The 26,315-nt window shown below is 72.0% G+C and carries 22 protein-coding genes and 1 pseudogene; 15 read left to right on the plus strand and 8 right to left on the minus strand.

Features of this window, described 5'->3' with window-relative positions:
- Window positions 1-181, minus strand: a pseudogene (locus E1269_RS33120) (hypothetical protein); the annotation flags it as partial.
- Between the two features lie 192 nt (window positions 182-373).
- Here E1269_RS33120 and E1269_RS32550 point away from each other — a divergent pair.
- From E1269_RS32550 to E1269_RS27645, 3 genes are read left to right on the plus strand one after another with little or no spacing between them, the layout of a single operon-like run.
- Entirely contained in the window at window positions 374-3,409 is a 3,036-nt protein-coding gene (locus tag E1269_RS32550; RefSeq protein WP_162606658.1) for a DUF5722 domain-containing protein, read from the plus strand.
- Window positions 3,406-4,293, plus strand: a complete 888-nt coding sequence (locus tag E1269_RS32555) for an amidohydrolase family protein (protein WP_162606659.1) — start codon at window positions 3,406-3,408, stop codon at window positions 4,291-4,293. The genes E1269_RS32550 and E1269_RS32555 overlap by 4 nt, the downstream gene beginning before the upstream one ends.
- Complete coding sequence (locus tag E1269_RS27645; protein ID WP_131900697.1) at window positions 4,290-6,392, plus strand: hypothetical protein; 2,103 nt, start codon at window positions 4,290-4,292, stop codon at window positions 6,390-6,392. The genes E1269_RS32555 and E1269_RS27645 overlap by 4 nt, the downstream gene beginning before the upstream one ends.
- A 65-nt stretch (window positions 6,393-6,457) precedes the next feature.
- Here E1269_RS27645 and E1269_RS27650 read toward each other — a convergent pair whose 3' ends face one another.
- The 3 genes from E1269_RS27650 to E1269_RS27660 are packed head-to-tail and all read right to left on the minus strand — an operon-like array spanning window position 6,458 to window position 9,774.
- The gene (locus E1269_RS27650; RefSeq protein WP_131900699.1) at window positions 6,458-7,501 is read right to left on the minus strand and encodes a Gfo/Idh/MocA family protein; all 1,044 of its coding nucleotides are present in this window, start codon (window positions 7,499-7,501) and stop codon (window positions 6,458-6,460) included.
- A complete protein-coding gene (rhmD, locus tag E1269_RS27655) occupies window positions 7,501-8,709 on the minus strand; it encodes an L-rhamnonate dehydratase (protein WP_131900701.1) in 1,209 nt (402 codons plus the stop codon). The genes E1269_RS27650 and rhmD overlap by 1 nt, the downstream gene beginning before the upstream one ends.
- A gap of 45 nt (window positions 8,710-8,754) precedes the next feature.
- Entirely contained in the window at window positions 8,755-9,774 is a 1,020-nt protein-coding gene (locus tag E1269_RS27660) for a sugar-binding transcriptional regulator (RefSeq protein WP_131900703.1), read from the minus strand.
- Between the two features lie 95 nt (window positions 9,775-9,869).
- Between E1269_RS27660 and E1269_RS27665 the strand changes: the two genes are divergently transcribed.
- The 5 genes from E1269_RS27665 to E1269_RS27685 all read left to right on the plus strand — a co-directional run bounded on the left by E1269_RS27665 (window position 9,870) and on the right by E1269_RS27685 (window position 15,953).
- Window positions 9,870-10,877, plus strand: coding sequence for a zinc-dependent alcohol dehydrogenase family protein (locus E1269_RS27665; protein ID WP_131900705.1), 1,008 nt, complete (start codon window positions 9,870-9,872; stop codon window positions 10,875-10,877).
- Window positions 10,874-12,253, plus strand: a complete 1,380-nt coding sequence (locus E1269_RS27670) for an ABC transporter substrate-binding protein (RefSeq protein WP_131900707.1) — start codon at window positions 10,874-10,876, stop codon at window positions 12,251-12,253. The genes E1269_RS27665 and E1269_RS27670 overlap by 4 nt, the downstream gene beginning before the upstream one ends.
- Window positions 12,250-13,194: a carbohydrate ABC transporter permease gene (locus tag E1269_RS27675; protein WP_131900709.1), complete on the plus strand. Its 945-nt coding sequence runs from the start codon at window positions 12,250-12,252 to the stop codon at window positions 13,192-13,194. The genes E1269_RS27670 and E1269_RS27675 overlap by 4 nt, the downstream gene beginning before the upstream one ends.
- Window positions 13,194-14,033 (plus strand): carbohydrate ABC transporter permease, encoded by an 840-nt coding sequence (locus E1269_RS27680; RefSeq protein ID WP_131900711.1) that lies wholly within the window; start codon window positions 13,194-13,196, stop codon window positions 14,031-14,033. Before E1269_RS27675 ends, E1269_RS27680 begins: the two co-directional genes overlap by 1 nt.
- 477 nt (window positions 14,034-14,510) lie before the next feature.
- Complete coding sequence (locus E1269_RS27685; protein WP_131900713.1) at window positions 14,511-15,953, plus strand: HAD-IG family 5'-nucleotidase; 1,443 nt, start codon at window positions 14,511-14,513, stop codon at window positions 15,951-15,953.
- A gap of 3 nt (window positions 15,954-15,956) precedes the next feature.
- Here the strand turns inward: E1269_RS27685 and E1269_RS27690 are convergent, their stop codons facing one another.
- Window positions 15,957-16,298, minus strand: a complete 342-nt coding sequence (locus E1269_RS27690; RefSeq protein WP_131900715.1) for an SDR family NAD(P)-dependent oxidoreductase — start codon at window positions 16,296-16,298, stop codon at window positions 15,957-15,959.
- A gap of 730 nt (window positions 16,299-17,028) precedes the next feature.
- On the opposite strand from E1269_RS27690, the gene E1269_RS27695 reads away from it, so the two are divergent.
- From E1269_RS27695 to E1269_RS27705, 3 genes are read left to right on the plus strand one after another with little or no spacing between them, the layout of a single operon-like run.
- Window positions 17,029-18,552 carry a methionine--tRNA ligase gene (locus E1269_RS27695; RefSeq protein ID WP_131900717.1) on the plus strand — a complete coding sequence of 508 codons (1,524 nt, stop codon included), beginning with the start codon at window positions 17,029-17,031 and terminating at the stop codon, window positions 18,550-18,552.
- 37 nt (window positions 18,553-18,589) lie between these two features.
- The gene (locus tag E1269_RS27700) at window positions 18,590-18,814 is read left to right on the plus strand and encodes a cation:proton antiporter regulatory subunit (RefSeq protein WP_131900719.1); all 225 of its coding nucleotides are present in this window, start codon (window positions 18,590-18,592) and stop codon (window positions 18,812-18,814) included.
- A 3-nt stretch (window positions 18,815-18,817) separates the two neighbouring features.
- Window positions 18,818-20,299, plus strand: a complete 1,482-nt coding sequence (locus tag E1269_RS27705; RefSeq protein WP_239001052.1) for a cation:proton antiporter domain-containing protein — start codon at window positions 18,818-18,820, stop codon at window positions 20,297-20,299.
- Window positions 20,300-20,315: 16 nt separating this feature from the next.
- On the opposite strand, the gene E1269_RS27710 is transcribed toward E1269_RS27705, so the two are convergent.
- Window positions 20,316-20,945, minus strand: coding sequence for a LysE family transporter (locus E1269_RS27710; protein WP_131900721.1), 630 nt, complete (start codon window positions 20,943-20,945; stop codon window positions 20,316-20,318).
- A 291-nt stretch (window positions 20,946-21,236) separates the two neighbouring features.
- On the opposite strand from E1269_RS27710, the gene E1269_RS27715 reads away from it, so the two are divergent.
- Window positions 21,237-22,130: a DUF559 domain-containing protein gene (locus tag E1269_RS27715; RefSeq protein WP_131900723.1), complete on the plus strand. Its 894-nt coding sequence runs from the start codon at window positions 21,237-21,239 to the stop codon at window positions 22,128-22,130.
- A gap of 74 nt (window positions 22,131-22,204) precedes the next feature.
- Here the strand turns inward: E1269_RS27715 and E1269_RS27720 are convergent, their stop codons facing one another.
- Window positions 22,205-22,531, minus strand: a complete 327-nt coding sequence (locus E1269_RS27720) for an AzlD domain-containing protein (protein WP_131900725.1) — start codon at window positions 22,529-22,531, stop codon at window positions 22,205-22,207.
- Window positions 22,528-23,229: an AzlC family ABC transporter permease gene (locus tag E1269_RS27725; protein WP_131900727.1), complete on the minus strand. Its 702-nt coding sequence runs from the start codon at window positions 23,227-23,229 to the stop codon at window positions 22,528-22,530. Before E1269_RS27725 ends, E1269_RS27720 begins: the two co-directional genes overlap by 4 nt.
- Before the next feature lie 71 nt (window positions 23,230-23,300).
- On the opposite strand from E1269_RS27725, the gene E1269_RS27730 reads away from it, so the two are divergent.
- The 3 genes from E1269_RS27730 (at window position 23,301) to E1269_RS27745 (ending at window position 26,295) form a co-directional block, all read left to right on the plus strand.
- On the plus strand, window positions 23,301-23,861 hold the full coding sequence (locus tag E1269_RS27730) for a helix-turn-helix domain-containing protein (protein WP_131900729.1): 561 nt from the start codon (window positions 23,301-23,303) through the stop codon (window positions 23,859-23,861).
- A gap of 86 nt (window positions 23,862-23,947) precedes the next feature.
- The gene (locus E1269_RS27735; protein ID WP_203434141.1) at window positions 23,948-25,027 is read left to right on the plus strand and encodes a YciI family protein; all 1,080 of its coding nucleotides are present in this window, start codon (window positions 23,948-23,950) and stop codon (window positions 25,025-25,027) included.
- 47 nt (window positions 25,028-25,074) lie between these two features.
- Window positions 25,075-26,295: an RNA polymerase sigma factor gene (locus E1269_RS27745; protein ID WP_131900731.1), complete on the plus strand. Its 1,221-nt coding sequence runs from the start codon at window positions 25,075-25,077 to the stop codon at window positions 26,293-26,295.
- Window positions 26,296-26,315 lie beyond the last annotated feature (20 nt).

The following is a 26,315-nucleotide window of genomic DNA, read 5'->3' on the forward strand; positions in this document are numbered from 1 at the left end:
TGTCCAGCCCAACAAACGACGACACCTGACCCGGATTCCAATCCCAAAACGACCGCGCGATCCCACTCACCGCCGGGTAGTACTGAAACACCACCAACACCACCACCAACGGCACCAACGCCACATACGCAAACCACGGGATCGACGCCACACGACGACGAGATACACCGGTGACTGCCATGGTTGTCCTCCGTTGTACACGGAACGGCGGCGGTCTCGCATAAAACGATTCAAGAACCCTGGCGCATCGCCTCATCACTGTCAAGGGACGCGTCCGTGGCCGAATCAGGACACCTTATGACCTGACCGTTGATCGCGCGTCAGCGCTCGGACAGAGTCGCGGTACCTCGTCGGTCACGACCCGGGAGTCTCCATGCGCCTGCCGCGCCCGCTCAGCCGTGCCGCCGTCACCGCGGTCGCCGCCGCGTCCGTCGTCGCCGGCCTCGCCACCGTTGCGCCGCCCGCCGGCAGCGCGTCGGCGCTGCTCAGCGCCGCATCGACGCCCGCGAGTGACAGCTCTGCACCGGTCCCCGGGGTCACCGGCGTGGCCGTCACCGACGACGCCGTCACGGTGACCGGCACCGCTCCCCCGGACACCGTGGTGGACGTGTACGCGCTGCCGACCGAGGCGGACGAGGCGTCGTGGGCCGACGGCGACCCTGTCGCCGCCGTCACCGCGACCGCCGAGGGCGCCTTCACCGCCGAGATCGAGCGCGCGGCCGGCGAACGGGAGCTGTACTACGCCAAGTACCTGGCCGTCGCCGCCGGCGAGGTCCTCGGCACCTACCGCTACGCCGACGACGTCCGGATCACGCCGACCAACGACTACCCGTACCCGGACAGCCCCACGAAGAAGGGCCTGCAGGTCCAGATGACCGCCGACGCCGAGGAACTGGGCATCGGCCACGCCGGCATCAACGTCGCGTTCAACTCGCTGATGCAGCTGAGCGACGAAGGGCCGGGCGAGTCCATCCCGTTCGAGTCCGGCGCCACGACCTACTACTTCGACGCCGACCACGTCGCCGGCCTGGACCGCCAGATCAAGCCGCTGTCGGACAACGGGGCGGTCGTGAACCTCATCCTCATCCTGTACCGCGACGACGCGGCCAACTCGGCCTGGCCGGTGCTCAAGCACCCGGACGCGGACCTCACGGGCGGACCGGTCTTCGCGTTCAACACCGAGACCGCCGAGGGCGTCGCCCACTACACCGCGGCCATGGAGTTCCTCGCCGACCGCTACACCCGCGAGGACCAGCGCCACGGGCGGGCCACCGGGTTCATCGTCGGCAACGAGGTCGACGCGCAGTTCGTCTGGCAGAACATGGGTGAGAAGCCGCTGGAGGAGTTCCTGCTGTCCTACGAGCGGGCGCTGCGGATCACCCACCTGGCCACCCGGGCGGCCTACGGCGAGGCACGGACCTACACGTCGCTCACCCACTCGTGGACCACGCCCAGCGGGCCCGCCGAGCCGTCCGGCCGGTTCTACCCGGGCAAGGACGTGGTGGACGGGCTCAACGCGCTCACCAAGGAGCACGGCGACTACCCCTGGTACATCGCACACCACCCGTACCCGGAGAACCTGCTCGACCCGGCGTTCTGGGAGGACACCACCGCGACGCCGGACCCGCGCACCACACCGCGCATCACGTTCAAGAACATCGAGGTGCTCAACGCGTACTTGCTCGGCGAGGAGCAGCTCTACCGGGGGCAGCCGCGCCGGGTGATCCTGTCCGAGCAGGGCTGCAACACCCCCGGCACCTCCGTCGAGGCCGAGCGGCTGCAGGCGGCCTGCTACGCGCTCGCCTACTACAAGATCCACTTCCTGGAGTCGATCGACTCGTTCATCCTGCACCGCCACGTCGACCACAAGGTCGAGGGCGGGCTGCGGCTGGGCCTGTGGTGGTGGGACGACGAGCGACCGGAGCCGGCGCCGCCACGCGACCACAAGCTGATCTACGACGTGTTCCGCTACATCGACACCGAGCGGTCGCTCGAGGTCACCGACTTCGCCCTCGACGTCATCGGCATCGACGACTGGTCGGAGCTGGTGGACGGCTGGGACCCCGACGCCCTCGCCGTACGTGACCTCCCGCGGACCGTCGGCGCCAGCGTGACCGCCCGGCCGTTGCGCGGCACGCCGCTGTTCGACTTCGACGACGGCACGACGCAGGGCTGGCGCACCTCCGACGCCGTCGACGAGGTCGAGGCGGTCGACGGGCACCTGCGGGCGGGCTTCACGTTCGAGGCGGGCATGGCGGCCGACCTGGCCAAGCTGTGGCGCGGCGCCGACGTCGTCCTGGACCAGCCGGTCGACGCCGGCGACGCCGCCGCGGTGACGCTCCAGGTCCGCATCCCGGCCGACGCCGACATCGGCTCCCGCTACGCCCGGGTGCGGCTGTACGGCGCGGACGGCAGCGTCGCCGAAGGCACCGCGCGGCTGCCGTCCGACGGCCGCTGGCACACCGTCGCCGTCGACGTCACCGGTTGGGACGGGCGCACCGCGATCGAGCGGATCAAAGTGTGGACCCGAGGCGACACCAACGCCGCGTGGTCCGGTCACATCGACGTCGACGACGTCCGGCTGGCCGGCGCGCTGGCAGGGGCCGACCGCGTCGCCAACGTCGAGATCGACGCCGCCGGCGCGGAGGGCATCGGCTCCGGTGCACCCGTCGACATCACCGTCCGCAACCACGACCTGCGGCCCGTGAGCGAGCCGGTCGCGGTGCAGGAGTGCGACGGCGTGTCCGTGACCCCGGACGCGCTCGACGCCACCGGCCTGGCACCCGGCGAGTCCCGCACGTTCACCGTCACCGTCGAACGGTCCGCGCCGGCCGACCCCTACGACCCGGCGCTGTGCTTCGTCGTCGCCGGTCACCGCTACACCGAGCGAGTAGCGGTGCCGCCGGAGCCCGTGCCGGTCCCGACCTCGATCTACGACTTCGACGACGGCACCACGCAGGGCTGGCAGGCCGGCCCCGGCATGGACTCCGTGGCGGCCGCCACCACCACGGCCAACGGGCCCGGCTCACCGCAGGCCGGCTCGCACCTGCTGGACGGAACCGCGACCGTGGGCTCGTCGCTGGCGCCGAAGACGATGCTCGCCGACCCGGCCACGCCCCTGGACCTCAGCGCGGCCCAGAGCGTCGTCGTCTACGTCAACTCCTACGGCGGCGCGCCCGGCGCCACCAGCTACCAGGTGACGTTCAGGCTCGGCTCCGGCGACGACGAGCTCAGCATCACCGAGCCGTACTCGCCCGACGGCTGGAACGAGGTGCTGCTCGACGTGTCGTCCTGGGCCGGCCGGGCCGCCGTCGACCACCTCGAGGTCACCATGCACGCGGTCGGCGCCGACTACCCGACGTGGAACCCGCACTTCCAGATCGACTCCGTGGGGTGGTACGGCGGTTGATCATCGACAGCCACTGCCACGCCTGGCGACGCTGGCCGTACGACGCCGCCGTCCCCGACCCGGACCACCGCGGCAGCGTCGACGCACTGCTCTACGAGCTGGACGCGGGCGGCGTCGAGCGGGCCGCCGTCGTCTGCGCCCGGATCGGCCACGAGGCCGGCCCGGGCTGCGCGAACGACGACAACAACGACTACGTCGCGGCCGCGGCCGGCCGGCACCCGGACCGGCTGGTCACCGTCGCCGACGTCGACTCCTTCTGGCGGCCCGAGCACCACACGCCCGGCGCGGCGGACCGGCTGCGCGAGGCGGCTGAGCGGTACGCACTGGCCGCGTTCACGCACTACGTGACCGAGCGGGACGACGGCTGGTTCGGGACCAACGACGGGCTCGAGTTCTTCGCCGCGGCCGCCGAGCTGGACCTCGTGGCGTCACTCGCGGTGCCGCCGGCCTGGTTCGACGCCGTCGGCGCCGTCGCCGCCGCACACCCGACACTGCCGATCCTGCTGCACCACCTCGGGCACGTGCGGCCCGGCGACGACGACGCGATGGCCGGCCTGCTCGCCCTGGCCGGCCCACCCAATGTCCTGGTCAAGGTCTGCGGGTTCCACTACCTGACGGCGCCGCCGTGGGGGTTCCCGTTCGAGGCGGCCCGCGAGCGCGTGCTGCGGCCCGTCGCCGACGCGTTCGGCCCGCATCGGCTGGCGTGGGGCTCGGATTTCCCCGCCGCGCGCACCCACGTCACGTACACGCAGTCGCTCGCCGTCGTCCGCGACCACACCCCGTGGTGGACCGACGCCGAGCGCGACCTCGTCCTCGGCGGCACCCTGGACCGGGTGTTGCGAACCCGCCGCCCGCTGCGATCCCTTCCGTGGAGTCACCGATGACCGAGCAGCCCCTTCCCCGTGTGACGCACTCGCCGCACTACCGCCACGCCGCCTACGGCGGGGAGAGCGTCGCGCTGCACGCCGGCGCGATGCGGGTGGACGTGCACCGGCGCACCACCGGCTGGGGCTGGGCCGAGCTCACCGGCCCGGACGGCACCGTGCTCGCCGTCCTGGACCACCTCGGCGAGGTGAGCCTGCGCGACTCGCCGGTGCCGGTGCGGCTCGAGGCCGACGCGGTGCGGCGCGAGGGCGACCACCGGCTGGTCTTCGACGTGCGCGCCCGGGTCGTCGCGGAGGCGCTGCGCGACACGTCGTTCGCGAGGTGGATCGGCTCGCCGTTCGCCGGCCCGGCGCTGACGGGCCGCGTGAGCCTGAGCGCCGACCCCGACGGTGCCCGGCTCCGGCTGGAGTACGAGCTGCGGTCCGAGGCCGACCTCTACGTCCGGTACCTGCGCGGACCGTGGCTGCGGGTCGGTGAGGGGTCCTTCGGTGCCGAGCGCGACGACGCGATCCTGCCCGGCGTCGAGTGGGCGCTGGGCGAGGAGTGGACCAGCGGCACCGACTGGTTCCGTGACCCGTGGGCGATGCGGGTGACGCCGCACCGCAACACCGTCGCCGTCCCGGTCATGGCGGTGTCGCGGGGCGGCTGGGCGGTCGCGCTGTCGTGGCGGCCGGACCAGGACTGCACCGGGTGGTTCAGCATGCCGCGCGAGCACCCGCAGCCGGTGTTCGCCGCACCCAACGTCGTCGAGCGCCGCGCCGGGTCGCTGCTCGGGCTGATGCTCCCCGAAGCGCGCGACCTCGGCGGCGACCACTGGCACGCCGACCCGCCCCTGGAACTGCACAAGGGACAGCAGATCGCCCTGACCGCCGAGGTGTCGGTGGTCGCCGGCCGGAGCCTCGACGCCGTCGTCGACTGGGTCCGCCGCCACGGCCTGCCCAAACCGCCGGCGCCGCGGTGGCCGGCCGAGGAGACGCTGCACCGGATCGCCGAGGCCTTCACCACCCGCCTCTGGCACGACGGGCGCGGCTACGGCACCGCCCAGTTCGACGGCGACGCGTTCCGCGCGGAGCCCGCGTTCGCGCGCGGCTACCTGGCGCGGTTCCCGGACAGCCCGCACGCGGACCGGCTGGCCGAGCAGATCGCGTCGCTGGTGCCAGCCGAGATCGCCGACGACACAGCCGCCCTGCAAGCCGAGGGCGACGAGCTGCTGGCCGCGCAGCGCCCCGACGGCTCGTTCGCGTTCGACCCCGAGGGACGGCACCGCACGAAGGACGACTTCCTCGTCGCCCGCGACCTGGTCGCGCCCATGGGCGTGGCCGGCGACACCGCGCTCGGCCTCAGCATGAAGCCGGCCATCCGGCTGTTCGAGCTGTTCACCGCCACCGCCGACACCCGCTACGCCGCAGCCGCACGGCGTGCCCTCGACGCCTGCCTCGACCTGCACCGGCCCGAGGGCGGCGACTACTGGGAGACCCCGCTGCACGCGCCCAACCTGCTCGCCGCCGGGCACGCCGCCGTCGCCTACGAGCTGGGCCACCGCGCCTTCGGCGACCCCCGCTACCGCGAGCGGACGGCGCACTGGCTGCGCACCCTGCTCGCCTTCACCCACCTGTGGGAGCCGCCCGGGCTGCCGATGACCTACAACACCAAGCCGTGCCTGTGCTCGTCTGACTGGTACTTCGCCAACTGGGTCCGCGACCACGTCCAGTGGGAGGTGCTCACGACGTTCGCGCTGGCCGCCGGGCACGGGCTGGACCTCGCCGCCGCCGACCCCGAGATCGACTGGCGCCGCTACCAGGAGGGCGTCACCTGGGCGGCGGTGCGATGGCTCCTGGAGCACCGCGACGACACCTGGCGGCCGCACAACCTGCCCGACTCGCTGCGCCTGTACCGCGAGGGCCGGTTCGACCTGTGCCTGCCCGACACCCACAATGCGACCACCGGCCTCTACGGCGGGATGGCGATCATGCCCGACACCGTCGCCGTCAACCTGCTCGACCTGCTCCCGAAGGGCTCGGACCCCGACCCGCGACCCACGGCCCGTCGCCCTCAACCCTTCGACCCCACCCCCGCCCACCACTCGGACCCGCGCTGACCTGAGTGCGGGCGACGTGCCTGGGCACCCGATATCGCTCCACGATCCGGACAAATCCTCCGCCTTCAGTGCCGACGAGGCGTGCCAAGCCGCACCGGGCGCGGCGGGAGGGGCGGGACTCTCTCGGCGCGACCGGTGCGGGCGGCGGTGAGCATGGTCTCGAGGAACGCGACGGTCGCGGCGGCCGGGCGAGCGGGAGCGCGGTTCGGGCCGGTGCCGGCGATCAGGTCGGCGAACGACCGTGCCGGCGCTTCGGTGGGGTACGCGGGCTGGCTCGCCGGTGGGACGCGCACGACGCGGGAGCTGTCGGCCCGGTGCAGGACGACCCGGGCGGCCAGCAGGTCCTGGTCGACGGAGCCGGTGGTGCCGATGTAGCGGACGCCGTGCCGGATGCCCTGCCGGCCCATGCCGGTCGACGCGACGACGCCGGTGCCGCCGCCGTCGAACCGGAAGGCGGCGACGTCGTCGAGGTCGACGCCGAAGCCGCGGTGGTCGGTGAAGGCGACCACCTGCGACACCTCGCGCCCGGTGACCCAGCAAACCATGCCCATGACGTGCGTGACCTGCGTGTGTGCCTGACCGCCGCCGAGCCGCGCGGAGTACGTGCCGCTGTCCCCCGACGCGGCGAAGATGTCCGCGGTGACGGAGCTGAACTCGGCGATCACCTGGACGAGCTCGCCGATCTCGCCGCGCACCGCCTCGCGGGCGAAGTCCACCGTCGCCGAGTACTGGTACGTGTAGCCGACGCTGAGGTGCAGCCCGGCCGCCTCGGCGGCGGTGACCAGGTCGAACGCGTCGGCGGCGGTCGTCGTCATGGTCTTCTCGACCAGCACGTGCAGGCCGGCGTCCAACGCCGCGCGGGCCAGCTCGTGGTGGGTGGCGTGCGGGGTGGCGACGACGACGCCGTCCACTCCGCCGTCGTCGATCAGCTCCGCCAGCGACGACGCCACCCGCGGCACGCCGTACCGGGACGCCAGCTCGCCGGCGCGCTCCGGCAGCGGGTCGCACAGCGCCACCAGCTCGGCGCCGTCGTACCTGGCCAGCGCCGGGATGTGGTGGCTGGCCGCCCACCAGCCGGTCCCGACGACGGCGATGCGCGGCGCGCCCATCAGGCTGGTGCGGCCAACGCCGCCAGCGCCGGGCGCAGCTTCGCCTCCGGGCTGAGGGTCAGGCCGAAGCCCGGCTCGTCGTTCGGGGTGATCCAGCCGTCGACCGGCAGCACCTCACCGGTGAACAGCGGCGCATGCTGACCGGTGACCGAGCCGCCGTCGGCGGACAGCACCGGGAACTCGGCGAGGTCGCCGTCGGGTCGGGTGGCGACGAAGTGGTAGGCCGGCATGCCGCCGACGTGCGGGATGACCTTGACGCCGAAGACCTGGGCGATCGCGGAGATGCGCAGCAGCTCGGTGAGCCCGCCGCACCACGCCGGGTCGGGCTGGAGCACGTCGACGCCGGCCTCGCAGAGCAGCCGGAACCCGGCCGCGGTGTACTCGTGCTCGCCGGTGGTGAGCATCATCGACGCCGGCATCCGGTCGCGCAGCCGGCGCAGCCCGGCGTAGTCGTCCGGCGGCAGCGGTTCCTCGATCCAGGCCACCCCGAGGTCGGCGACGGCCGCGGCCAGCCGGGCGGCGTAGTCGACGTCCAGCGACATCCAGCAGTCGTACATGATCGGGAAGTCGGCGGGCAGCTTGTCGCGGGCAGCGGCGGCGATCTCGACGTTGCGGCGCAACCCGTCCTCGCCCTCGCACGGCGCGTACGTCAGCGGCAGCTTGGAGCCGGCGAAGCCGAGATCGCGCGCGGTGGCCGGCTCCGGCCCGGTGGCGTATACCCGGACCGCGTCGCGGATCTTGCCGCCGAGCAGCGCGTGCACGGGCTCGCCGACGGCCTTGCCGTGCAGGTCCCACAGCGCGAGGTCGACGCCGGAGATGGCGTGCAGCACGATGCCCTTGCGCCCGTAGAGCAGCGTGCTGGAGAACATCCGGTCCCACAGCCGGCCGTGTGCCGAGGCGCGCTCTCCGACGACGAGGTACTCCAGGTGCTGCTGGATGATCGCCGCCGTGGCCAGGCCGCCGGAGGTGGTGGCGTGCCCGACGTGCCCGGACGCGCTCTCCACCTCGACGACGATGCCGCGGTTGGCCCGCGGCCCGATGGCGGACTGCCGGTTGTCGCGGAACTCCGCGTACTTCGTCATCGGGTTGGCGACCTTGCCCTGCAGCCAGTGCGTCGCCTCGGGCTTCGGCGCCGGGTCCGGTGGTGGTGGTGCGTCCTCGACAAACGTGCGCACGGCGACGATGCGGTCGGGCGGTGTGGCGCTCACGGCGTCCTCTCGGTGGTCCCTGCGTCGTGCTCCCTCTCCGTGGTGTCACGCTAACGGCCGGTCAGCGGGCGCCGGCGCGTCCTGTCCGGATGCGGCCAACGCCAGCAGCCGGCGTGCCAGCGCGGCGTCGACCACGAGCGTCGTGACGAAGCCGCCGCGGACCGCCGCCAGCGCGGCCTCGGCGCGGCGGACCCCGTAGGCGGTCGCGATGACCTCGGGGGTGGCGCGCAGCCGGTCGAGCCGGACGCCGACGACGCGGTCGTCGAAGCCGCCGGTGACGTCGCCCCCGGCGGCGTCGAACAACCGGCCGCTGGACTCGCCGACCGCACCGCGGGCCAGCGCTTCGTCACGCTCGACGGCGGGGACCGCGTCCCACACCGTCGACAGCCCCGGGCCCCAGCCGCCCACCGACACCACGGCGACGTCCAGCGACGACGACCGGTCCAGCGCCCGGGCGATCTCCGGCTGCCGGCGCAGCGCCGCCGCCGTCGCCGCGTCCTCGACCACCAGCGGCGCGTAGATCGGCAGCGCGCTGCCACCGGCCAGGGCCGCCACCGACCGCACCACCTCGACGGTGCCGGACGAGGCGCCGTCGACGGCGATGGACCCGGCCAGCTGCACGACCGTGCACGGCACCAGACGCTCGAGCCGGCCGGCCGTCGCCGCGATGGTGCGGCTCCAGGTGAGGCCGAGGACCTGACCCTCGCGCACCCGCTCGCCGAGCAGGCCGGCGACGACGCCGGCGATCTCGTCGCGGCTGGCCGACTCCGGCTGCGCGGGCGCCTCGACGACGACGGCGTGCGTGACGCCGAGCGCGTCGCGGACCCGCAGCGACAGCTCGTCGTCGATGTGGCCCGGCAGCGTGATCTCGACCTTCACCCAGCCGCGGGCCCGAGCCTCGGTGAGGATGCGCGCCACCTGGAACCGCGAGAGGCCGAACTCCTCGGCGATCTCGACCTTGGACCGCGCGTCCAGGTAGTGCCGCCGGGCGACAGCCCCCGCCAGCACCAGCTCGGACGGCCCGAACCGCGGCGCGTCGCCCGGCGGACGACCCCGTCGTGCCATGTCTGCCCCCTTGACCTCGGACGCGAGCTCGCGATACAAGTAGTTTACACATATGAGCTTCTATTTCGCTCGTATGAGCGATATTGGGAGGGCCCATGCGAGCCGCCGTCATCGACGCGCCCGGCGTCATCTCCGTCCGCGACGTGCCGGCACCCAAACCCGGACCCGGCCAGGTGGTCGTCCAGGTCGGCGCGTGCGGCATCTGCGGCACCGACCTGCACATCGCGGCCGGCGAGTTCCCGCCCAGCCCCTACCCGCTCATCCCGGGCCACGAGTTCGCCGGCACCGTCGTCGAGCTCGGCCCCGACGTCACCACCGGCATCGCGGTGGGCGACCGCGTCGCCGTCGACCCCTCCCTGTTCTGCGGGCACTGCCGCCAGTGCCGGCGCGGGCGCGGCAACCTCTGCGAGAACTGGGGCGCCACCGGCGACACCGTCGACGGCGCGTTCGCCGAGCTCGTCGCCGTCCCCGCCAGCACCTGCTACCGACTGCCCGACAAGCTGAGCTTCGCGCAGGGCGCGCTGGTCGAGCCGGTCTCGTGCGCGGTGCACGGGGTCCGGCGGCTCGGGGTCGAGGCGGGCGAGCGCATCCTCGTCGTCGGCGCCGGCACGATGGGCCTGATCATGACCCAGCTGCTGACCGCGGCCGGAGCCCGGGTCAGCGTCGTCGACCTCGCCGAGGGCAAGCTGCCGCTCGCCATGGAGCTAGGCGCCGCCGAGGTCGCGACCAGCGTCCACGACCTGCCGCACCGCGCGTTCGACGGCGCCGTCGACGTCACCGGCGCACCGGCGGCCATCGAGGCGGCGTTCGGGGCGCTGGACCGCGGCGGCCGGCTGCAGATCTTCGGCGTCGCCGCCGAGGACGCCAGGATCGCCCTCTCGCCGTTCCGCATCTACAACGACGAGATCACCGTCGTCGGGTCGATGGCGGTGCTGCACAGCTTCGGCGACGCGCTCGACCTGGTCGCGTCCGGGCAGGTCCGCACCGAGCCGCTGGTGTCACACACCGTCGGGCTGGACGGGTTCGAGGACGCGCTCGACCTGGTCCGCGGCGGCAAGACGATCAAGGCGCAGGTGGTGCCCGGCCCGGACGGTGCCCGGTGAGCGCGGCGGGCGGGCTCCGTCGTCGCCGGCTGCGGTTGCTCGCCGCGGCGGGCGGGGTCGCGCTGGTCACCGGATGTGCCGGCGCCGGCGCGCTGACCTCTGGCTCCGACGGCGGCACGACCATCGTCGTCGCCGTCGTCTCCAACCCGCAGATGACCGACGCGATCGCGCTGGCCGACGACTTCACCGAGGCGCACCCCGACGTCGACGTCGACTTCGTCTCGCTGCCGGAGAACGAGTCCCGCGCCAAGATCACCGCGTCGGTGGCGACCGGCGGCGGCGAGTTCGACGTCGTCATGGTGAGCAACTACGAGACCGCGATGTGGGCCGAGAACGGCTGGCTGGTGAACCTGCAGCCGTATGCCGACGCCACCGACGACTACGACACCGACGACTTCATCGCGCCGGTGCGCGAGTCGCTGTCGCACGACGGCGACATGTACTCCGTCCCGTTCTACGGCGAGTCGTCGTTCCTGGTGTACCGCGAGGACCTGTTCGATGAAGCCGGGTTGACGATGCCCGAGCGGCCGACCTGGCCGGAGGTGGCCGAGCTGGCCGCCGAGATCGAGGCGGCCAACCCCGGCATGAGCGGCATCTGCCTGCGCGGGCTGGCCGGCTGGGGCGAGAACCTGGCGCCGCTCAACACCGTCATCAACACCTTCGGCGGGCAGTGGTTCGACGAGGACTGGAACGCCCGGCTGGACTCCCCCGAGGTCCGCGAGGCCGTCGAGTTCTACGTCGACCTGGTGCGCTCGCACGGCCAGGCCGGCGCGGCCACCAGCGGGTTCGCCGACTGCGCGACGCGCTACGGCCAGGGGCAGGCCGCCATGTGGTACGACGCCACCTCGATGGTCAACGTCGTGGAGAGCCCCGAGGACTCCGTCACCGCCGGGCTCAACGGCTACGCGCCGGCGCCCGTCGCCGAGACCGACGCCAGCGGCTGGCTGTACACGTGGTCGCTGGGCATCCCGTCCTCGTCGAACCATGCCGACCAGGCGTGGGAGTTCATCGCCTGGATGACCGACAAGCAGTACCCGTACCTCGTCGCCGACGAGCTCGGCTGGGAGCGGGTGCCGCCGGGCAGCCGCACCTCCACCTACGAGATCCCCGAGTACGCCGAGGTGGCCGCCGCGTTCGCCGAGCCGACGCTGTCGTCGATGGAGGTCGCCGACCAGGACCACACCATGGCCGCGCCGGTCCCCTACGACGGCATCCAGTTCCTCGCCATCCCCGAGTTCCAGGACCTCGGCACCCGCGTCGGCCAGCAGATCTCCGCCGCCATCGCCGGCCAGATCAGCGTCGACGAGGCGCTGGACCAGGCACAGCGGTACGCCGAGACCGTCGGCGAGTCCTATCAGGAGGAGGACGTCTCATGAGTACCGACGTCGCCACCACCGCCGTCCCGCCGCAGCCGGCCGCTTCAGCGCGCGCAACCGTCCGCTCCGCCCGGATGGAGGGCTGGCGGCGGCGCGCGCCCCTGCTGCCGGCCCTGGTCTTCGCCATCCTGGTCACGCAGATCCCGTTCCTCGTCACGCTCTGGTACTCGCTGAACTCGTGGAACCTGGTTCGGCCAGGGTCGGAGCGGTTCGTCGGGCTGTCCAACTACGCCGACGTCTTCGCCGACCGCGTGTTCCGCCAGGCCGCACTGAACACCGTCGTCATCACCGCCGGCTGCGTGATCGTCGCGATGCTGCTGGGCATCGCGCTCGCCCTTCTCCTGGACCGGCGCTTCATCGGCCGCTCCGTCGTGCGGACCCTCATCATCACGCCGTTCCTGATCATGCCGGTGGCCAGCGCGCTGATCTGGGGAACCATGATGTTCGACCCGCTGTTCGGGCTGGTCAACTTCGTACTCACGCCGTTCGGCGGCGGCGAATACGACTGGACCAGCTCCGCGCCGCTGGTCTCGGTGATCATCGCGCTGGTGTGGCAGTGGACGCCGTTCATGACGCTGCTGGTGCTGGCCGGCCTGCAGAGCCAGGGCCGCGACGTCCTCGAGGCCGCGCAGGTGGACGGCGCCGGCGCGGGCCGAACCTTCCGCTCCATCACGCTGCCGCACCTGCGCCGCTACATCGAGCTCGGCGTGCTGCTGGGCGCGATCTACGTGGTCAACACATTCGACCAGATCTACATCATGACGCAGGGCGGTCCGGGCACCGCCAGCTCGAACCTGCCCTTCTACATCTACCAGCGGGCGTTCCTCGGCTTCGACGTCGGCCAGGCCGCGGCCATGGGCGTCGTCGTCGTGATCGGCACCATCGTCGTCGCGACGCTGGCGCTGCGGCTGCTGTTCCGCTCGTTCGCCCAGGAGGATTGATGGCCACCGTCGACGCCGTGGTCGGGCCGCGCCGCCGGTCCGCCGGACTGCTCACCGTACTCACCTGGATCATCGGGATCGTCTTCTTCTTCCCGGTGCTCTGGATGGTGATCACCGCCTTCAAGCGCGAGGCCGACGCCTACACCGACCCGCCCAGCCTGATCTTCACCCCGACGCTCGAGCAGTTCCGGGCGCTGTTCGACGCCGGCGCCTGGCCGTACTTCCTCAACTCGCTGTTCGCGACGACGGTGTCGACGCTGCTGGTGCTGGCGCTGGCGGTGCCGGCCGCCTACGCGCTGGCGATCCGCCCGGTCAAGAAGACCCAGGACGTGCTGTTCTTCTTCATCTCCACCAAGATGCTGCCCGTCGTCGCCGTCATCGTGCCGATCTACGTGATCGCCGGGCGGATCGGCGCACTGGACAACGTCTGGACGCTGATCGTGCTCTACACCGCGATGAACCTGCCGATCGCGGTGTGGATGATGCGCTCGTTCCTGCAGGAGATCCCCGCCGAGGTGCTGGAGGCCGCCGCGATGGACGGCGCCACGCTGCGGCAGACGCTCGTGCGGGTGCTGCTGCCGATGGTGGCGCCCGGGCTCGCTGCGACGGCGCTGATCTGCGTCATCTTCTCGTGGAACGAGTTCTTCTTCTCGGTCAACCTCACCGCGTCCCAGGCCGCCACAGTGCCGCTGTTCCTGGTCGGCTTCATGACCAGCGAGGGCCTCTACTGGGCGCAGCTGTCCGCCGCCGCCACGCTCGCGTCACTGCCCGTCGTCATCGCCGGCTGGGTCGCCCAGAAGCAGCTGGTCCGCGGCCTGTCCATGGGCGCCATCAAATAGCCCACCTCCCCGCCCCCTCCCCTTCCGAATGATCACGTTCAGCACGAACTCTCGTGTCGCACCATGCTTGCAAGCCTTGTGAGGCACGGGATGTCCTGGTGACGTACAGCCACCTGGCCGCGCAGGTGCCCCGGGAGTCGGGTCAAGATCCGTCACGCGGGCGGCTCCGAGGCTGGCGCGACGGCGTCGTCCTCGCGCTCGGCGCCGATCGCCGGCATCGGCCCTGAAGCGCGACCGGTCCGCCTCCGCCCGGGCGTGCCGGCCATCCCGTACTGGCGTCGGCAACCGAGCACGCGCCGACCCATCACTAGGCGTTCTCGCGCGTCACCAGGCTTGCAAGCATGGTGCGACACGAGATTTCGTGCTGAACGTGATCATTCGGAGCGGGGCGGAGTAGGACCGCGCACGCTACGGCGGCATCCCCGGCCGACGGACTTCCGGTCACCGGAGGGCGCGCCACCTCCTAGCCTTGTGGGCATGACGTCTCCGGAGCCCCTGATACGCGGTGTCTACGCCAACCGCACGCTCAACCTCCGCTCCGTCCAGGCCATCGGCTACGACATGGACTACACGCTCATCCACTACCGGACCGAGGCGTGGGAACGCACGGCGTTCGAGCACGCGTGCCGGGTGCTCAAGACCGGCGACTACCCCGTCGACGGCTTGGTCTTCGAACCGGACCACTACCTGCAGGGCCTGGTCATCGACCTCGAGCTGGGCAACCTCGTCAAGTCGACCCGCTTCGGCTACGTGATCCAGGCCCAGCACGGTACCCGGCAGCTGTCGTTCGACGAGCTGCGCACCACGTACGCCGGCGTCACCGTTGACCTCAACGACAGCCGGTTCCGGTTCATGAACACGCTGTTCACCATCTCCGAGTCGGCGCTCTACGCGCAGCTGGTGGACCGGCTCGACGACGGCACGATCCCCGGGCCGCTCGGGTACGACGAGCTGTACCGCGTGGTGTCCGGTGCGCTGGACGAGTCGCACATGACCGGTGCGCTCAAGGCGGAGATCGTCGCCGACCCCGACCGCTTCTGCGACCTCGACCCCGACACCGCGCGGACGCTCATGGACCAGCGGCTGGCCGGCAAGCGGCTGCTGCTGATCACCAACAGCGACTGGTCGTACACGACGGCGATGATGAGCTACGCGTTCGACCGGCAGGTGCCGTCCGGGTCGTGGCGCGACCTGTTCGACATCGTCGTCGTCGCCGCCAGGAAGCCACAGTTCTTCTCCGCCGACCCGCCGGCGTACCGCGTCGTCGACCCCGACCGTGGGCTGTTGCAGCCGCATTGGGGCGCGTTCGAGTCCGGCGAGGTGTACCACGGCGGCTCGGCGCGGCGGGTGGAGCAGAGCCTCCAGCTCAACGGCGCGGAGATCCTCTACGTCGGCGATCACCTCTTCGGTGACGTGCACGTCACCAAGTCCGCACTGCGCTGGCGGACGGCGCTGATCATGCGTGAGCTGGAGGCCGAGGTCGCCGCCGCGGCCGAGTTCGCCCCGGCGGAGAGCGACCTGCGCCGTCTCATGACCGAGAAGGCGGACCTGGAGGACCGGCTCGCCCACGCCCGGCTCGCCCTGCTGCGTGGCAGCGCCGGCGATGTGCCCGACGACGACGTCACCGGCGGCGCGGTGCCGGGCGAGACGGTCGAGGCGCTGCGGGAGGCGCTGAAGCGGCTGGACGAGCGGATCGCGCCGCTGGCCAGGACAGCTAGTGAGCTGGGCAACCCGACCTGGGGGCCGATGATGCGCGCCGGCAACGACAAGAGCCTGTTCGCCCGGCAGGTCGAGAAGTACGCCGACATCTACACGTCGCGGGTGGCAAATCTGGGCCGCCGCACCCCGTACGCGTTCCTGCGGGCCGCGCGGACCAGCCTGCCGCACGACATCATGCCGCGGGAGATCGCCCCGGAGTGACGATCAGTCGACGTGGCCGCCGGCCACCCGAAGCACCTGCCCGGTGATCCACCTCGCGTGGTCCGAGGCGAGGAACACCACCGCGTCGGGGTGCGCGAGGTCGTCCGCGACCGCGACCGCACCGGCCGCTCCCCGCCGCGCCAGCTCCGCCGCGAGCCGCTCGGCCCGCGCCGCGTCACCGTCGGCGTGCTCGAACGTGACGCCGTCGGGCACCGCGGCACCGGTGAAGTAGTGCACTGCGACCCGGGCGCCGAGCGCCGCGAACGCGGTCGCCGTCGCCGCCCCGATACCCCGGTCGGCGCCGGTGACGACGACCACCTTCCCTGCCAACCCCGTATCGATCACGACACCCACCCTCGCCGTACGCGGCGCGGGACGCAAGCCGATTCACCGACGCTCGGTTCCGTGAACTCCAGGTGAAAAAAGACCGCCCGCGTATGCCCGGGTGACATCCCAAGAGCATACGCGGACGGATTTGGTGGGGAGCCGCCAAGCGCCCACCGTGAAGTGAGGACTAAGCGTCCTTCCTACCGCTATCCGAGCAGGCCGGTAACGGTGCCCAGCAGCTCGTTCACGAGCGCCATGATGGTGTCCAGCAAGCCCGAAAGTGCATCCACGACTGTCTCCTTCGTGACGAAGATCCTCGGTTGGAGACCTGCCTGGTCAAGCTCTTGGTCCGGACGACCGGGTAGGTCATGACAGTGAGTCTAGGCAGTAAAAGAACGCGCGCAAGGAGAAACGAAGAAATAGTTCCCGGCGTGTCCCCACGAATAAACCTTGGATTGCTGAAAATGTCGCGCCAAAAAGGACATAACTGCTCAGGAACGAGTTGTCATTAGCTTGTCATCGCTTTGTCGCGGGCACCCCCGGCGCCCATCGGGACCCCGTCGTCGCGTCCCGAGTGTGCGTATGATGGCGATATGACCCAGCGTTCGCAGCAGATGATGCGCCCCCTCACGGGGCCGCTGAGCGTGCGCTGACACCGTCACCGACACACCCGAGCCCCTGCCGACGCGGGGGCTTTTCGTGTCTCTGGAGCTCCTCTCGTCACGGCATGGGCGAGAAGGAGACCATCATGACCACCCGATCCCCCGACGGTCGCGTCTACGTCACGACCGCCATTCCCTACGTCAACGGCGACCCGCACCTCGGCCACGCGCTGGAGCTCGTGCAGGCCGACGTGCTCGCCCGGCACGCCCGCGGTCGCGGCCGGCCGGTGCGGTTCCTCACCGGCACCGACGACAACGCGTTCAAGAACGTCACCGCGGCGCGCGCGGCCGGCGCGGACGTCCGCGAGTTCGTCGACGCCAACGCCGCCCGGTTCGCCGGGCTACGCGAGCCGCTGCGGCTGTCCTACGACGACTTCATCCGCACCGGCACCGACCCCCGGCACGCACCCGGCGTCCAGCTGCTGTGGCGGCGCATCGCCGCGAACGGCGACCTCTACCGGCGTCGCTACGAAGGGCTGTACTGCGCCGGCTGCGAGCAGTTCTACACCGCCGGCGACCTCGTCGACGGCGCCTGCTCGGAGCACGGCGTCGCGCCGGAACGCATCAGCGAGGAGAACTGGTTCTTCCGGCTGTCCCGGTACACCGACTCGCTGCTGGACGCCCTGGAGTCCGGGCAAGTGCGGGTGTCGCCGCCGCATCGCCGCAACGAGGTGCTGGCGTTCATCCGCGCCGGGCTCTCCGACATCAGCGTCTCGCGGTCGGCCGAGCGGGCCGGCGGCTGGGGCATCTCCGTCCCCGGCGACCCCACGCAGGTCGTCTACGTGTGGTGGGAGGCGCTGGCCAATTACGTGACGTCGCTGGGTTACGGGAGCGGGGGTGACGACGTCGTCGGCTTCCGCACGTGGTGGGCTGGGTCGGCCGAGCGGGTGCACGTCATCGGCAAGGGGATCGTGCGCTTCCACGCCGTGTACTGGCTGGCGCAACTGCTCTCGGCCGGGTTGCCGCTGCCGACGGCGATCGCCGTGCACGACTACCTCAGCGTCGACGGTGCCAAGATCTCCAAGAGCTCGGGCGGCACTGCCGACCCCGTCGACCTGGTCCGGCGCCACGGCGCGGACGCGGTGCGCTGGTGGCTGGTACGCGACGTCGCCCAGGTCGGCGACACCGACTTCACCGAGGACCGCCTGGTCACCAGGCACGACCAGGACCTCGCCAACGGCCTGGGCAACCTCGTGCACCGCACGCTCGGCCTGGTGCACCGGTTCGGGGCCGGCGTGACGTCCGCACCGCCGCCGCGGAATCGGCTGGTCGAGGCCGCCGACGCGCTGCCGGACGCCGTCGACCGTGCACTCGAGGTCTATGACCTGCGCGCCGCCACCGGTGAGCTGTGCGCCGTCGTCGACCTCGGCAACCGCACCGTCGAGGCTGAGCGGCCGTGGGAACTGGCCCGCCGGTCCGCGGCCGGGGACGCCGAGGCGGCCGGCCGGCTGCGCGCCGCACTGGCCACACTCGTGCACGCCTGCAGGGTCGTCGCCGGCGAGCTGGCGCCGTTCGTACCGGACGGAGCCGAGCGGTTGAGCGAGCAGCTGGGCACGGCCGGGACGGTCCGGCAGCCGCGACCTGTCTTCGAGCGGCTGCGTGAGTCCTAGACTTTCCGCTGGATCGGCTGGAGGAAAGGACACCGTCATGGGCCAGGGCGTACACATGCAGGAGCTCCCCGGCATCGGGAAGCGCTACGACATCGACTTGGGCAGCAGCACCCAGCGCATCTCCGTCGTTGTGCGGCAGGGCATCCGCGACCTCTACGTCTTCACCGACAAGGGCGAGGAACCGACGGCCGTGCTCGAGCTGACCGGCGAGCAGGCTCTCAAGCTCGGCGCGGTCCTCACCGGCACGTTCTTCGAGGGCTAGGGCGTGCACGCGGACCTCGTCGGCCTGGGTGCGATCGTCCTCATCGCCGGCCTGGTCGCACGGCTCGGTCGCCGGTACGGCTTCCCCACCGTGCCCTGCTACATGCTGGTCGGCATCCTGCTCGGCCCGGGCACGCCCGGCCCCGTGCTGATCGACCACCCCGAGGATCTCGCGATCCTCGCCTCGCTCGGCCTGGTGCTGCTGCTGTTCCACCTCGGCGTGGAGTTCCCGGCCGAGCAGGTCCTCGGCAGCGGCCGCCGGCTGTTCATCGCCGCCGGTGTCTACATCGGGCTCAACGTCACCGCCGGCCTGGCCCTCGGCTTCGCGCTCGGCTGGGGCACGTCCGAGGCGCTGGTGACGGGGGGCGCGCTGGGCATCTCGTCGTCGGCCATCGCCACCAAGCTGCTCATCGAGCTGCGCCGGCTGACCAACGCCGAGACTCCGATCATCCTCGGCATCATCGTCATCGAGGACATGTTCCTCGCGTTCTATCTGGCGCTGCTGTCGCCGGTGCTCAACGACTCCGGCTCGACCGCCGACTTCGTCGTCGACCTGTTGGTGAGCTTCGGCTTCCTGGTGCTGCTGTTCGCGATGGCCAGGTTCGGCGCGCGGGCGATCGCGCTGGTGCTGAACAGCCGCGAGGACGAGCTGCTCGCCATCCTCATGGTCGGGCTCGTCGTGCTGGTGGCCGGGATCGCCCTGGAGGTCGGCGTGTCCGAGGCGATCGGCGCGCTCATGATCGGCCTGGTGGTGTCACGGACCTCGCTGAAGGATCGTGTCGAACAGCTGGTCATGCCGCTGCGCGACGTCTTCGCGGCCATCTTCTTCGTCTCGTTCGGGCTCACCATCGACGTCGGCGACCTCGGCTCGGTCGCGCTGCCGGCCGCCGTCGCCGTCGTCATCACCGTCTGCACGAACCTAACGGCGGGCATCGTCACCGCCCGGCTGTTCGGGTTCAATCAGCGCGCCGCCACGAACATCGGCCTGACGGTGCTCGGCCGCGGCGAGTTCTCGCTCATCCTGGCGACCCTGGCCATCGCGGCCGGCCTGGACGAGCGGATCGGGCCGTTCGTGGCCCTGTATGTGCTGGTGCTGGCGATCGCCGCGCCGCTGCTGGCCGCCCAGTCGCGGCACTTCGCCCGGTTCGTCCCAGACCGGCTGCTGCGCTCTCGGTACCGCTACGTGCGGGCGGAGACGATGAGTACGTCGTGCACCCACCAGGACCAGATGCACTACACCGAGACCGACATCGACGTCTGCCAGGAATGCGTCGACATCGGTTCCACCTGGGTCCAGCTGCGGCTGTGCATGAAGTGCGGCTACGTCGGATGCTGCGACGACTCGCCGCACAAGCACACCTCGGCTCACTACGAGCGCGAGCACCACCCCGTCATCCAGTCCCTGGAGCCTGGGGCGGACTGGCAGTACTGCTACGTCGACGAGATCCTGGTCCGGCAGCCGCTGGGCCGGGCCAGCAGCTCCTGACCCGGCCCGCGCCTGATCAGTCGGCCATCATCGACACCGCCAGCGCGACGATCACCGCGCTGGATACCAGCGCCGTCGTCAGGCGCCCCCGCTCGCTGGTGACCACGCGGCCCAGGAGCGCTCCCCCGCTGGCCAGCAGCAGTTGCCAGCTGGCGGAGGCGGCGAAGGCGGCGGCGACGAACACCGTCGCCTCGGCGCTCCCGTCCAGCTGGGCCCGGCTGCCGACCACGAGTGCGGCGAAGTACACGACAGTCAGCGGGTTGACCGCCGTGATGCCGATGAAGGCGACGTAGGACCGCAGGGCCGTGGCCGGGCGGCGGTCGAGCGTCGCGTCCCTGAGCAGCGGGCCGGCGCGGTGCCGCGCGTACGCCCGCCCGGCGCCGGCGGCCGCCATGACCAGCAGCACGGCGGCGGAGACCCAGCGCAGCGATTCGGCGTACGCCTCGATGGAGCCGGCCAGCGCCGCCCCGCCCAGCACCGCCGCGACCGCATACAGCCCGTCGACGGTGGCGATGCCCAGCGCCGCGGCCGCACCCACCCGCAGCGACGTTCGCGCGGTCAGCGCAACCAGATACGCGCCCACGGCACCGACCGGGATCGCGATGCCGTAACCGGCCAGCAACCCCGCGAGCAGCGCCGCGCTCATGGCGCGGTGGCGATCGACCCCCAACCGGCGCGCGTCTGCTGCCGCGTCGCGCCAGCAACGGCGGCGACGGACAGCGACACGAGAACAGGCAAGGTGGTCATGCCGCCATCATGACAACGTCCCAGACACCCCCGCCACCGAGTTTTCCCCGCTCCTCTCCCCCGTTGATCATGGAGTTGGTCAGGTTCCTGATGCCGCGGAACCTGACCAACTCCATGATCAACAGAGGCCGGGGGGATTGGGCCTGTGGACAACCCCTGGAGCGGTCGCGCGGCAGGTCATGATCGGGCGATGCCTCGTCTCGTCCACCTGCCACCGCCATTCCACGACGCGCCGTTCCTCGTCACCGAAGCCCGCCGCGTCGGGGTGCCGAAGGGTGTGCTCGACGGTACGCGATTCCGGGCGCCCGTCCGTGGGGTCCGGGTGCCGGCGGACCACCCAACGTCGCTCCGCGCGGCCTGCCAGGCGGTCGGCCTGGCCCTGCCGACCGGCGCGGCATTCAGCCACGAGACCGCCGCTCTCTTGTGCGATCTTCCGGTCCCCCGCTTCGACGGGCGCATCGACGTCATGGTGGAGCCGGGCGCGGTCGTACCCCGGATTCGGGGCACCGAGGGCCACGTCGGACTCGACCCGGCCACCGTCATCAACGTGGGCGGCATCGCCCTGGTCCATCCTCGGCGCGCGTTCTTCCAGGTCGCTGCCGGTTGGCGGGTCGACGACCTGGTCGTGCTCGGTGACGCGATCCTGCGCCGCTGGTGCTCGCCGGACGACCTGGCAGACGAGGCAGCACGGCACGCCCGCCGCCGGGGCATCGTGCGCGCCCGCGAAGCATTGCGGCTCGTCCGGCCCGGCGTCGACTCCCCCATGGAGTCCCGCCTTCGGCTGTTGATCGTCCGCGCGGGCCTGCCGTTCCCCGTCGTCGGCTTCAACGTGATCGACGACACCGGCAGCTGGTTGGCCCGCCCCGATCTCGCCTACCCCGACCTCAGGATCGCCATCGAGTACGACGGCGACCATCACCGCACCGACCGGCGGCAATGGCGTCGCGATCGGTTCCGCGACGAGTCGATGCGTGACGCGGGATGGATCGTCATCACCCTGACGGCAGAGGACGTCCTCCACCACGCCGGCCGCACGGTCGAGCGCATCCGCCGGCACGTCCGCTCGCGGTTGATCATGGAGTAGATCAGCTTCGCAGCGCGGCGGAACCTGACCTACTCCATGATCAACGGGAGAAGGGGGGCGCCGAGGGGGGTGAGCTACGGGACGCCGAGGGCGCGGAGGGCGGCGGCGACGCCTGCGGCGGCGACCACGACGAGGACGAACGGGGCACGGCGCCAGGCCAGCACGCCACCCACGGCGACGCCGGCCGGCCGGGCCACGCCGGCGGGCGAGCCGTCGGCCGTGAGCGCGGTCGTCGCGACGAGGGCGGCCAACAGGACGACGGCGCCGATGCCGACCAGGCGCTCGACCTCGGGCGACAGCGTCACACGCTCGCGCAGGACCGGCCCGGCGTAGCGGAAGGCGAACGTGCCGGCGCCCAGCACGACGACCGCGGCCACCAGCACCACCCACGACGTCGTCATCGTGCCACCTCCGACGGCGCCGAGCGCCGCGCTGTGATCGCGACCATGATGACCCCGGCCAGGGCCAGCAGCACCGGCAGCCCGGCCGGCAGGAACGGTGTCGTCACCAGCGCGATCACTGCCCCCGCCACGGCCGACCAGCGGGTCGCGCGGTCGCGCAGGGACGGCAGCACCAGGGCCAGCAGAACGGCCGGGAACGCGGCGTCCAGGCCGAACCGGTCGGTGTCGGTGACCACGGTGCCGCCGAACGCCCCGACCAGGACACCGAGGTTCCAGCAGACGAACACGCCGATGCCGACGGACCAGTACGCGGCGCGCCGCCGGGCCGGGTCCGGCTGGGCCAGCGCGAACGCGACGGACTCGTCCATCATGACGTGGCTGCCGGCCACGCGCCGCCAGCCACGCCCGAGCACGTCGCCGACGGCGAACCCGAACGGCAGGTGCCGCGCGTTGACCAGGAGCCCGGCGACGACTGCCGCCACCGGGTTGCCGCCGGAGGCGACGAGCCCGACGAACATGAACTGCGCCGCACCGGCGAACACCACCAGCGACAGCAGCATCGGCAGCCACACCGGCAGCCCGGCGCCGACGGCGATGGCGCCGAACGACAGCCCGACCACGGCGTCGGCGGCGCAGACCAACCCGATGTCGCGGCCCAGGCCCGGCGACGACCGGATCGTTCGCCAGATCGAACGCATGGTCCTCTATACTGAACGATTGTGTAGTGTTCGTCAAGGCGAACGAACCGACCGATGGAGCGAACGATCGCATGGCCGAGAACACCGGAGCGCCCCTCACCGTGATCGCCGCCTCCCTGCAGCGCGAGCGGCGCCGCGTCGGGCTGTCCCTGGCCGAGCTGGCCCGCCGCGCCGGCATCGCCAAGTCGACGCTGTCGCAGCTGGAGTCGGCGACGGGCAACCCGAGCGTCGAGACGTTGTGGGCGCTCAGCGTCGCCCTCGACGTCCCCTTCGCCCACCTGGTCGAGCCACAGCGGCCGAAGGTGCAGGTCATCCGGGCCGGCGAGGGTCCGGGTGTGGCGTCGGAGCGATCGGACTACGTCGCGACGGTGCTGTCGGCGAGTCCGCCGAACGCCCGCCGCGACATCTACCGCGTCGCCGCCCAGCCGGGTGAGCCGCGCGAGTCCGAACCCCACATGCCCGGCGTGGTCGAGCACGTGGTGCTGAGCTCCGGCCGTGCGCTGGTCGGCCTCACCGACGACCCAGTCGAGCTGCTGCCCGGCGACTACGTCGCCTACCCCGGCGACCTGCCCCACGTGTTCCGGGCGCTCGCGCCGGACACCGTGGCCGTGCTGGTCTCCGAACACGTCTGAGATTCCACCGCCGCCGCTGTCGAAATCGTTGCCGCCCGCGTGTCGAGGAGATGAACGAACACACGACACCGAGGGAGACGACCGAGATGACCGAGACGTTCGAGTTCCGCTGGGAGGGCGAGCTGCGGGCCACGCCCGAGCAGGTCTGGGACGCGATCACCGTGCACGCCGGCGGCTGGCTGTGGCCGATCAGCTACGAGCCACGGGTCGGCGGGGCGGCGCGCGGGCTGACCGCGCGAGGCACCGTGACTTCCTGGGACCCGCCCCGGCACTTCGCGACCGAAGGGCCGGACCGCGGCGGGCTCAACCAGCTGGACTGCGTGCTGACCCCGTCGAAAACCGGCACCCACCTGGCCTACCGGCACCGTGGCCGCGCTGACGACGCTCAGGAGGTCGCGGCCGGGAGCGAGCACACGAAGTTCTACTACCACTCGCTCGGCGAGTACGTGCGCCACTTCGCCGGCCGGGAGGCCGCGTACGTGTCCGCCGACGGGCCCGAGTCGTCGGCCGCCGGTGGCTTCGCGGCGGTCCGCCGCGCCTTGGGCGTCCCTGACGACGTCAGCGCCGGCGACGCGGTCCGGCTCACCCCGCCTGGCCTGCCGGCGATCGACGGCGTCGTCGACTACCTGACGCCGGAGTTCCTCGGCGTCCGAACCGGCGACGCGCTGTACCGTGTCTACGGCCGGGGCGCTTGGGGCTGGCCGGTCGGCGTGGCACACCACCTGTTCGCCGACGGAGTCGACCGCGACGCCACCGAGCGGGCCTGGCAGACCTGGCTGAACGAGTTGTTCTCCTCCGAGAGGGATTCTCCGATGACGCAGTACGCGGTCCTCATCTACGAGCGCGAGGCGCCCGGCGGCACCGCGCCCGAGCTGCCGCCGGAGGTGATCGCGGCTCACGAGAAGCTGCCGGAACGCATCGTCGCCGCCGGCGGCCGCGAGGTCGGCGGCCTCGCGCTGGAGCCCAGCTCCACCGCCACCTCGATCCGCGGCGACCTCGTCACCGACGGGCCGTTCATCGAGACCAAGGAGGTCCTGGCCGGCGTGTTCATCATCGAGGCCCGCGACCTCGACCACGCGATCGAGCTGGCCCGGATGACCCCGATCGTCGACGGCGGGGTCGAGGTGCGCCCGCTGCTCGGCCTGGATTTCCAGGGCCTGTCCTGAGGGTCGAGGAGGCGGTCGCCGACGCGCACCGTCGCGAGTGGACCTTCGTGCTCGCCGCCACGGTGCGCGTCACGCGCGACATGGACACCGCCGAGGAGGCGGTGCAGGAGGCCTACGTCCAGGCGCTCACGTCGTGGGCCGCCGACGGTGTCCCGGACCGGCCCGGCGCGTGGCTCACCACGGTCGCCCGCCGCACCGCACTCAACGTGCTGCGGCGGCAGCGCACCCTGCGGGCCAAGCTGCCGCTCCTGCTCGAACCGCCCGACGACGACGGCGTGGGGTCCGGCGTCGCGGGCGGTGCGGGTGACGACGGCGCCGCCATCCCGGACGACCGGCTGCGGCTGATCTTCACCTGCTGCCACCCCGCGCTCGCGGAGGAGGCCCGCGTCGCGCTCACGCTCCGGCTGGTCTGCGGGGTGCCGACGGCGGACGTCGCGCACGCGTTCCTGGTCTCCGAGACGACCATGGCCGCCCGCATCACCCGGGCGAAGAAGAAGATCGCGACCGCACGCATCCGCTACGCGGTGCCGTCGCCGGCCGAGCTGCCGGCCCGGCTGCACACCGTCCTGACCGTGATCCACCTGCTCCACGCGACCGGCCACACCGCCCACTCCGGGTCCGGTCTGGTCCGCGACGAGCTCGCCGACCGCGCCCTGGACCTGGCCCGGGTGCTGCGGCTCCTGCTGCCGGCCGAGCGGGAGACGGCCGGGCTGCTGGCGCTGCTGCTGGCTCACCACGCCCGCCGGGCCACCCGTACCGACGACACCGGCCGACTGCTCCGGATGGACGAACAGGACCGCTCGGCCTGGGACCGCGTGATCATCGATGAGGCCGACCGGCTCGTCGTCGACGCGCTCACCGCCGGGCCACCGGGACGGTTCACACTGCAGGCGGCGATCGCGGCCCTGCACGCCCAGGCCTCCAGCTACGCCGAGACCGACTGGCCGCAGATCCGCACCCTCTACGACACGCTCCTGCGGGTCTGGCCGTCGCCGGTCGTAGCCCTGAACCGCGCCGTGGCGGTGTCGATGGTGGACGGGCCGGCCGCGGCGCTGGCCGAGGTCGAGGCCCTGGAGCGTGACACCAGGCTGGACGGCTACCGGTACCTGCCGGCCACCAAGGCCGACCTGCTGAGTCGCCTGGGCCGGCACGCCGAGGCCGCCGACGCCTACCGGGCCGCGCTGGCGCTCACCGGGAACCTCGCCGAGCAGGAGTTCCTCGCCGACCGGATCACCCGCAGCGACGCCGCTCCCGCCCCTCCCCCGTGATCATGGTCAGGTGGGCGGTC

The sequence above is a fragment of the Jiangella asiatica genome, from assembly GCF_004349065.1.
In the GTDB taxonomy this organism is placed as follows: Bacteria; Actinomycetota; Actinomycetes; order Jiangellales; family Jiangellaceae; genus Jiangella; species Jiangella asiatica.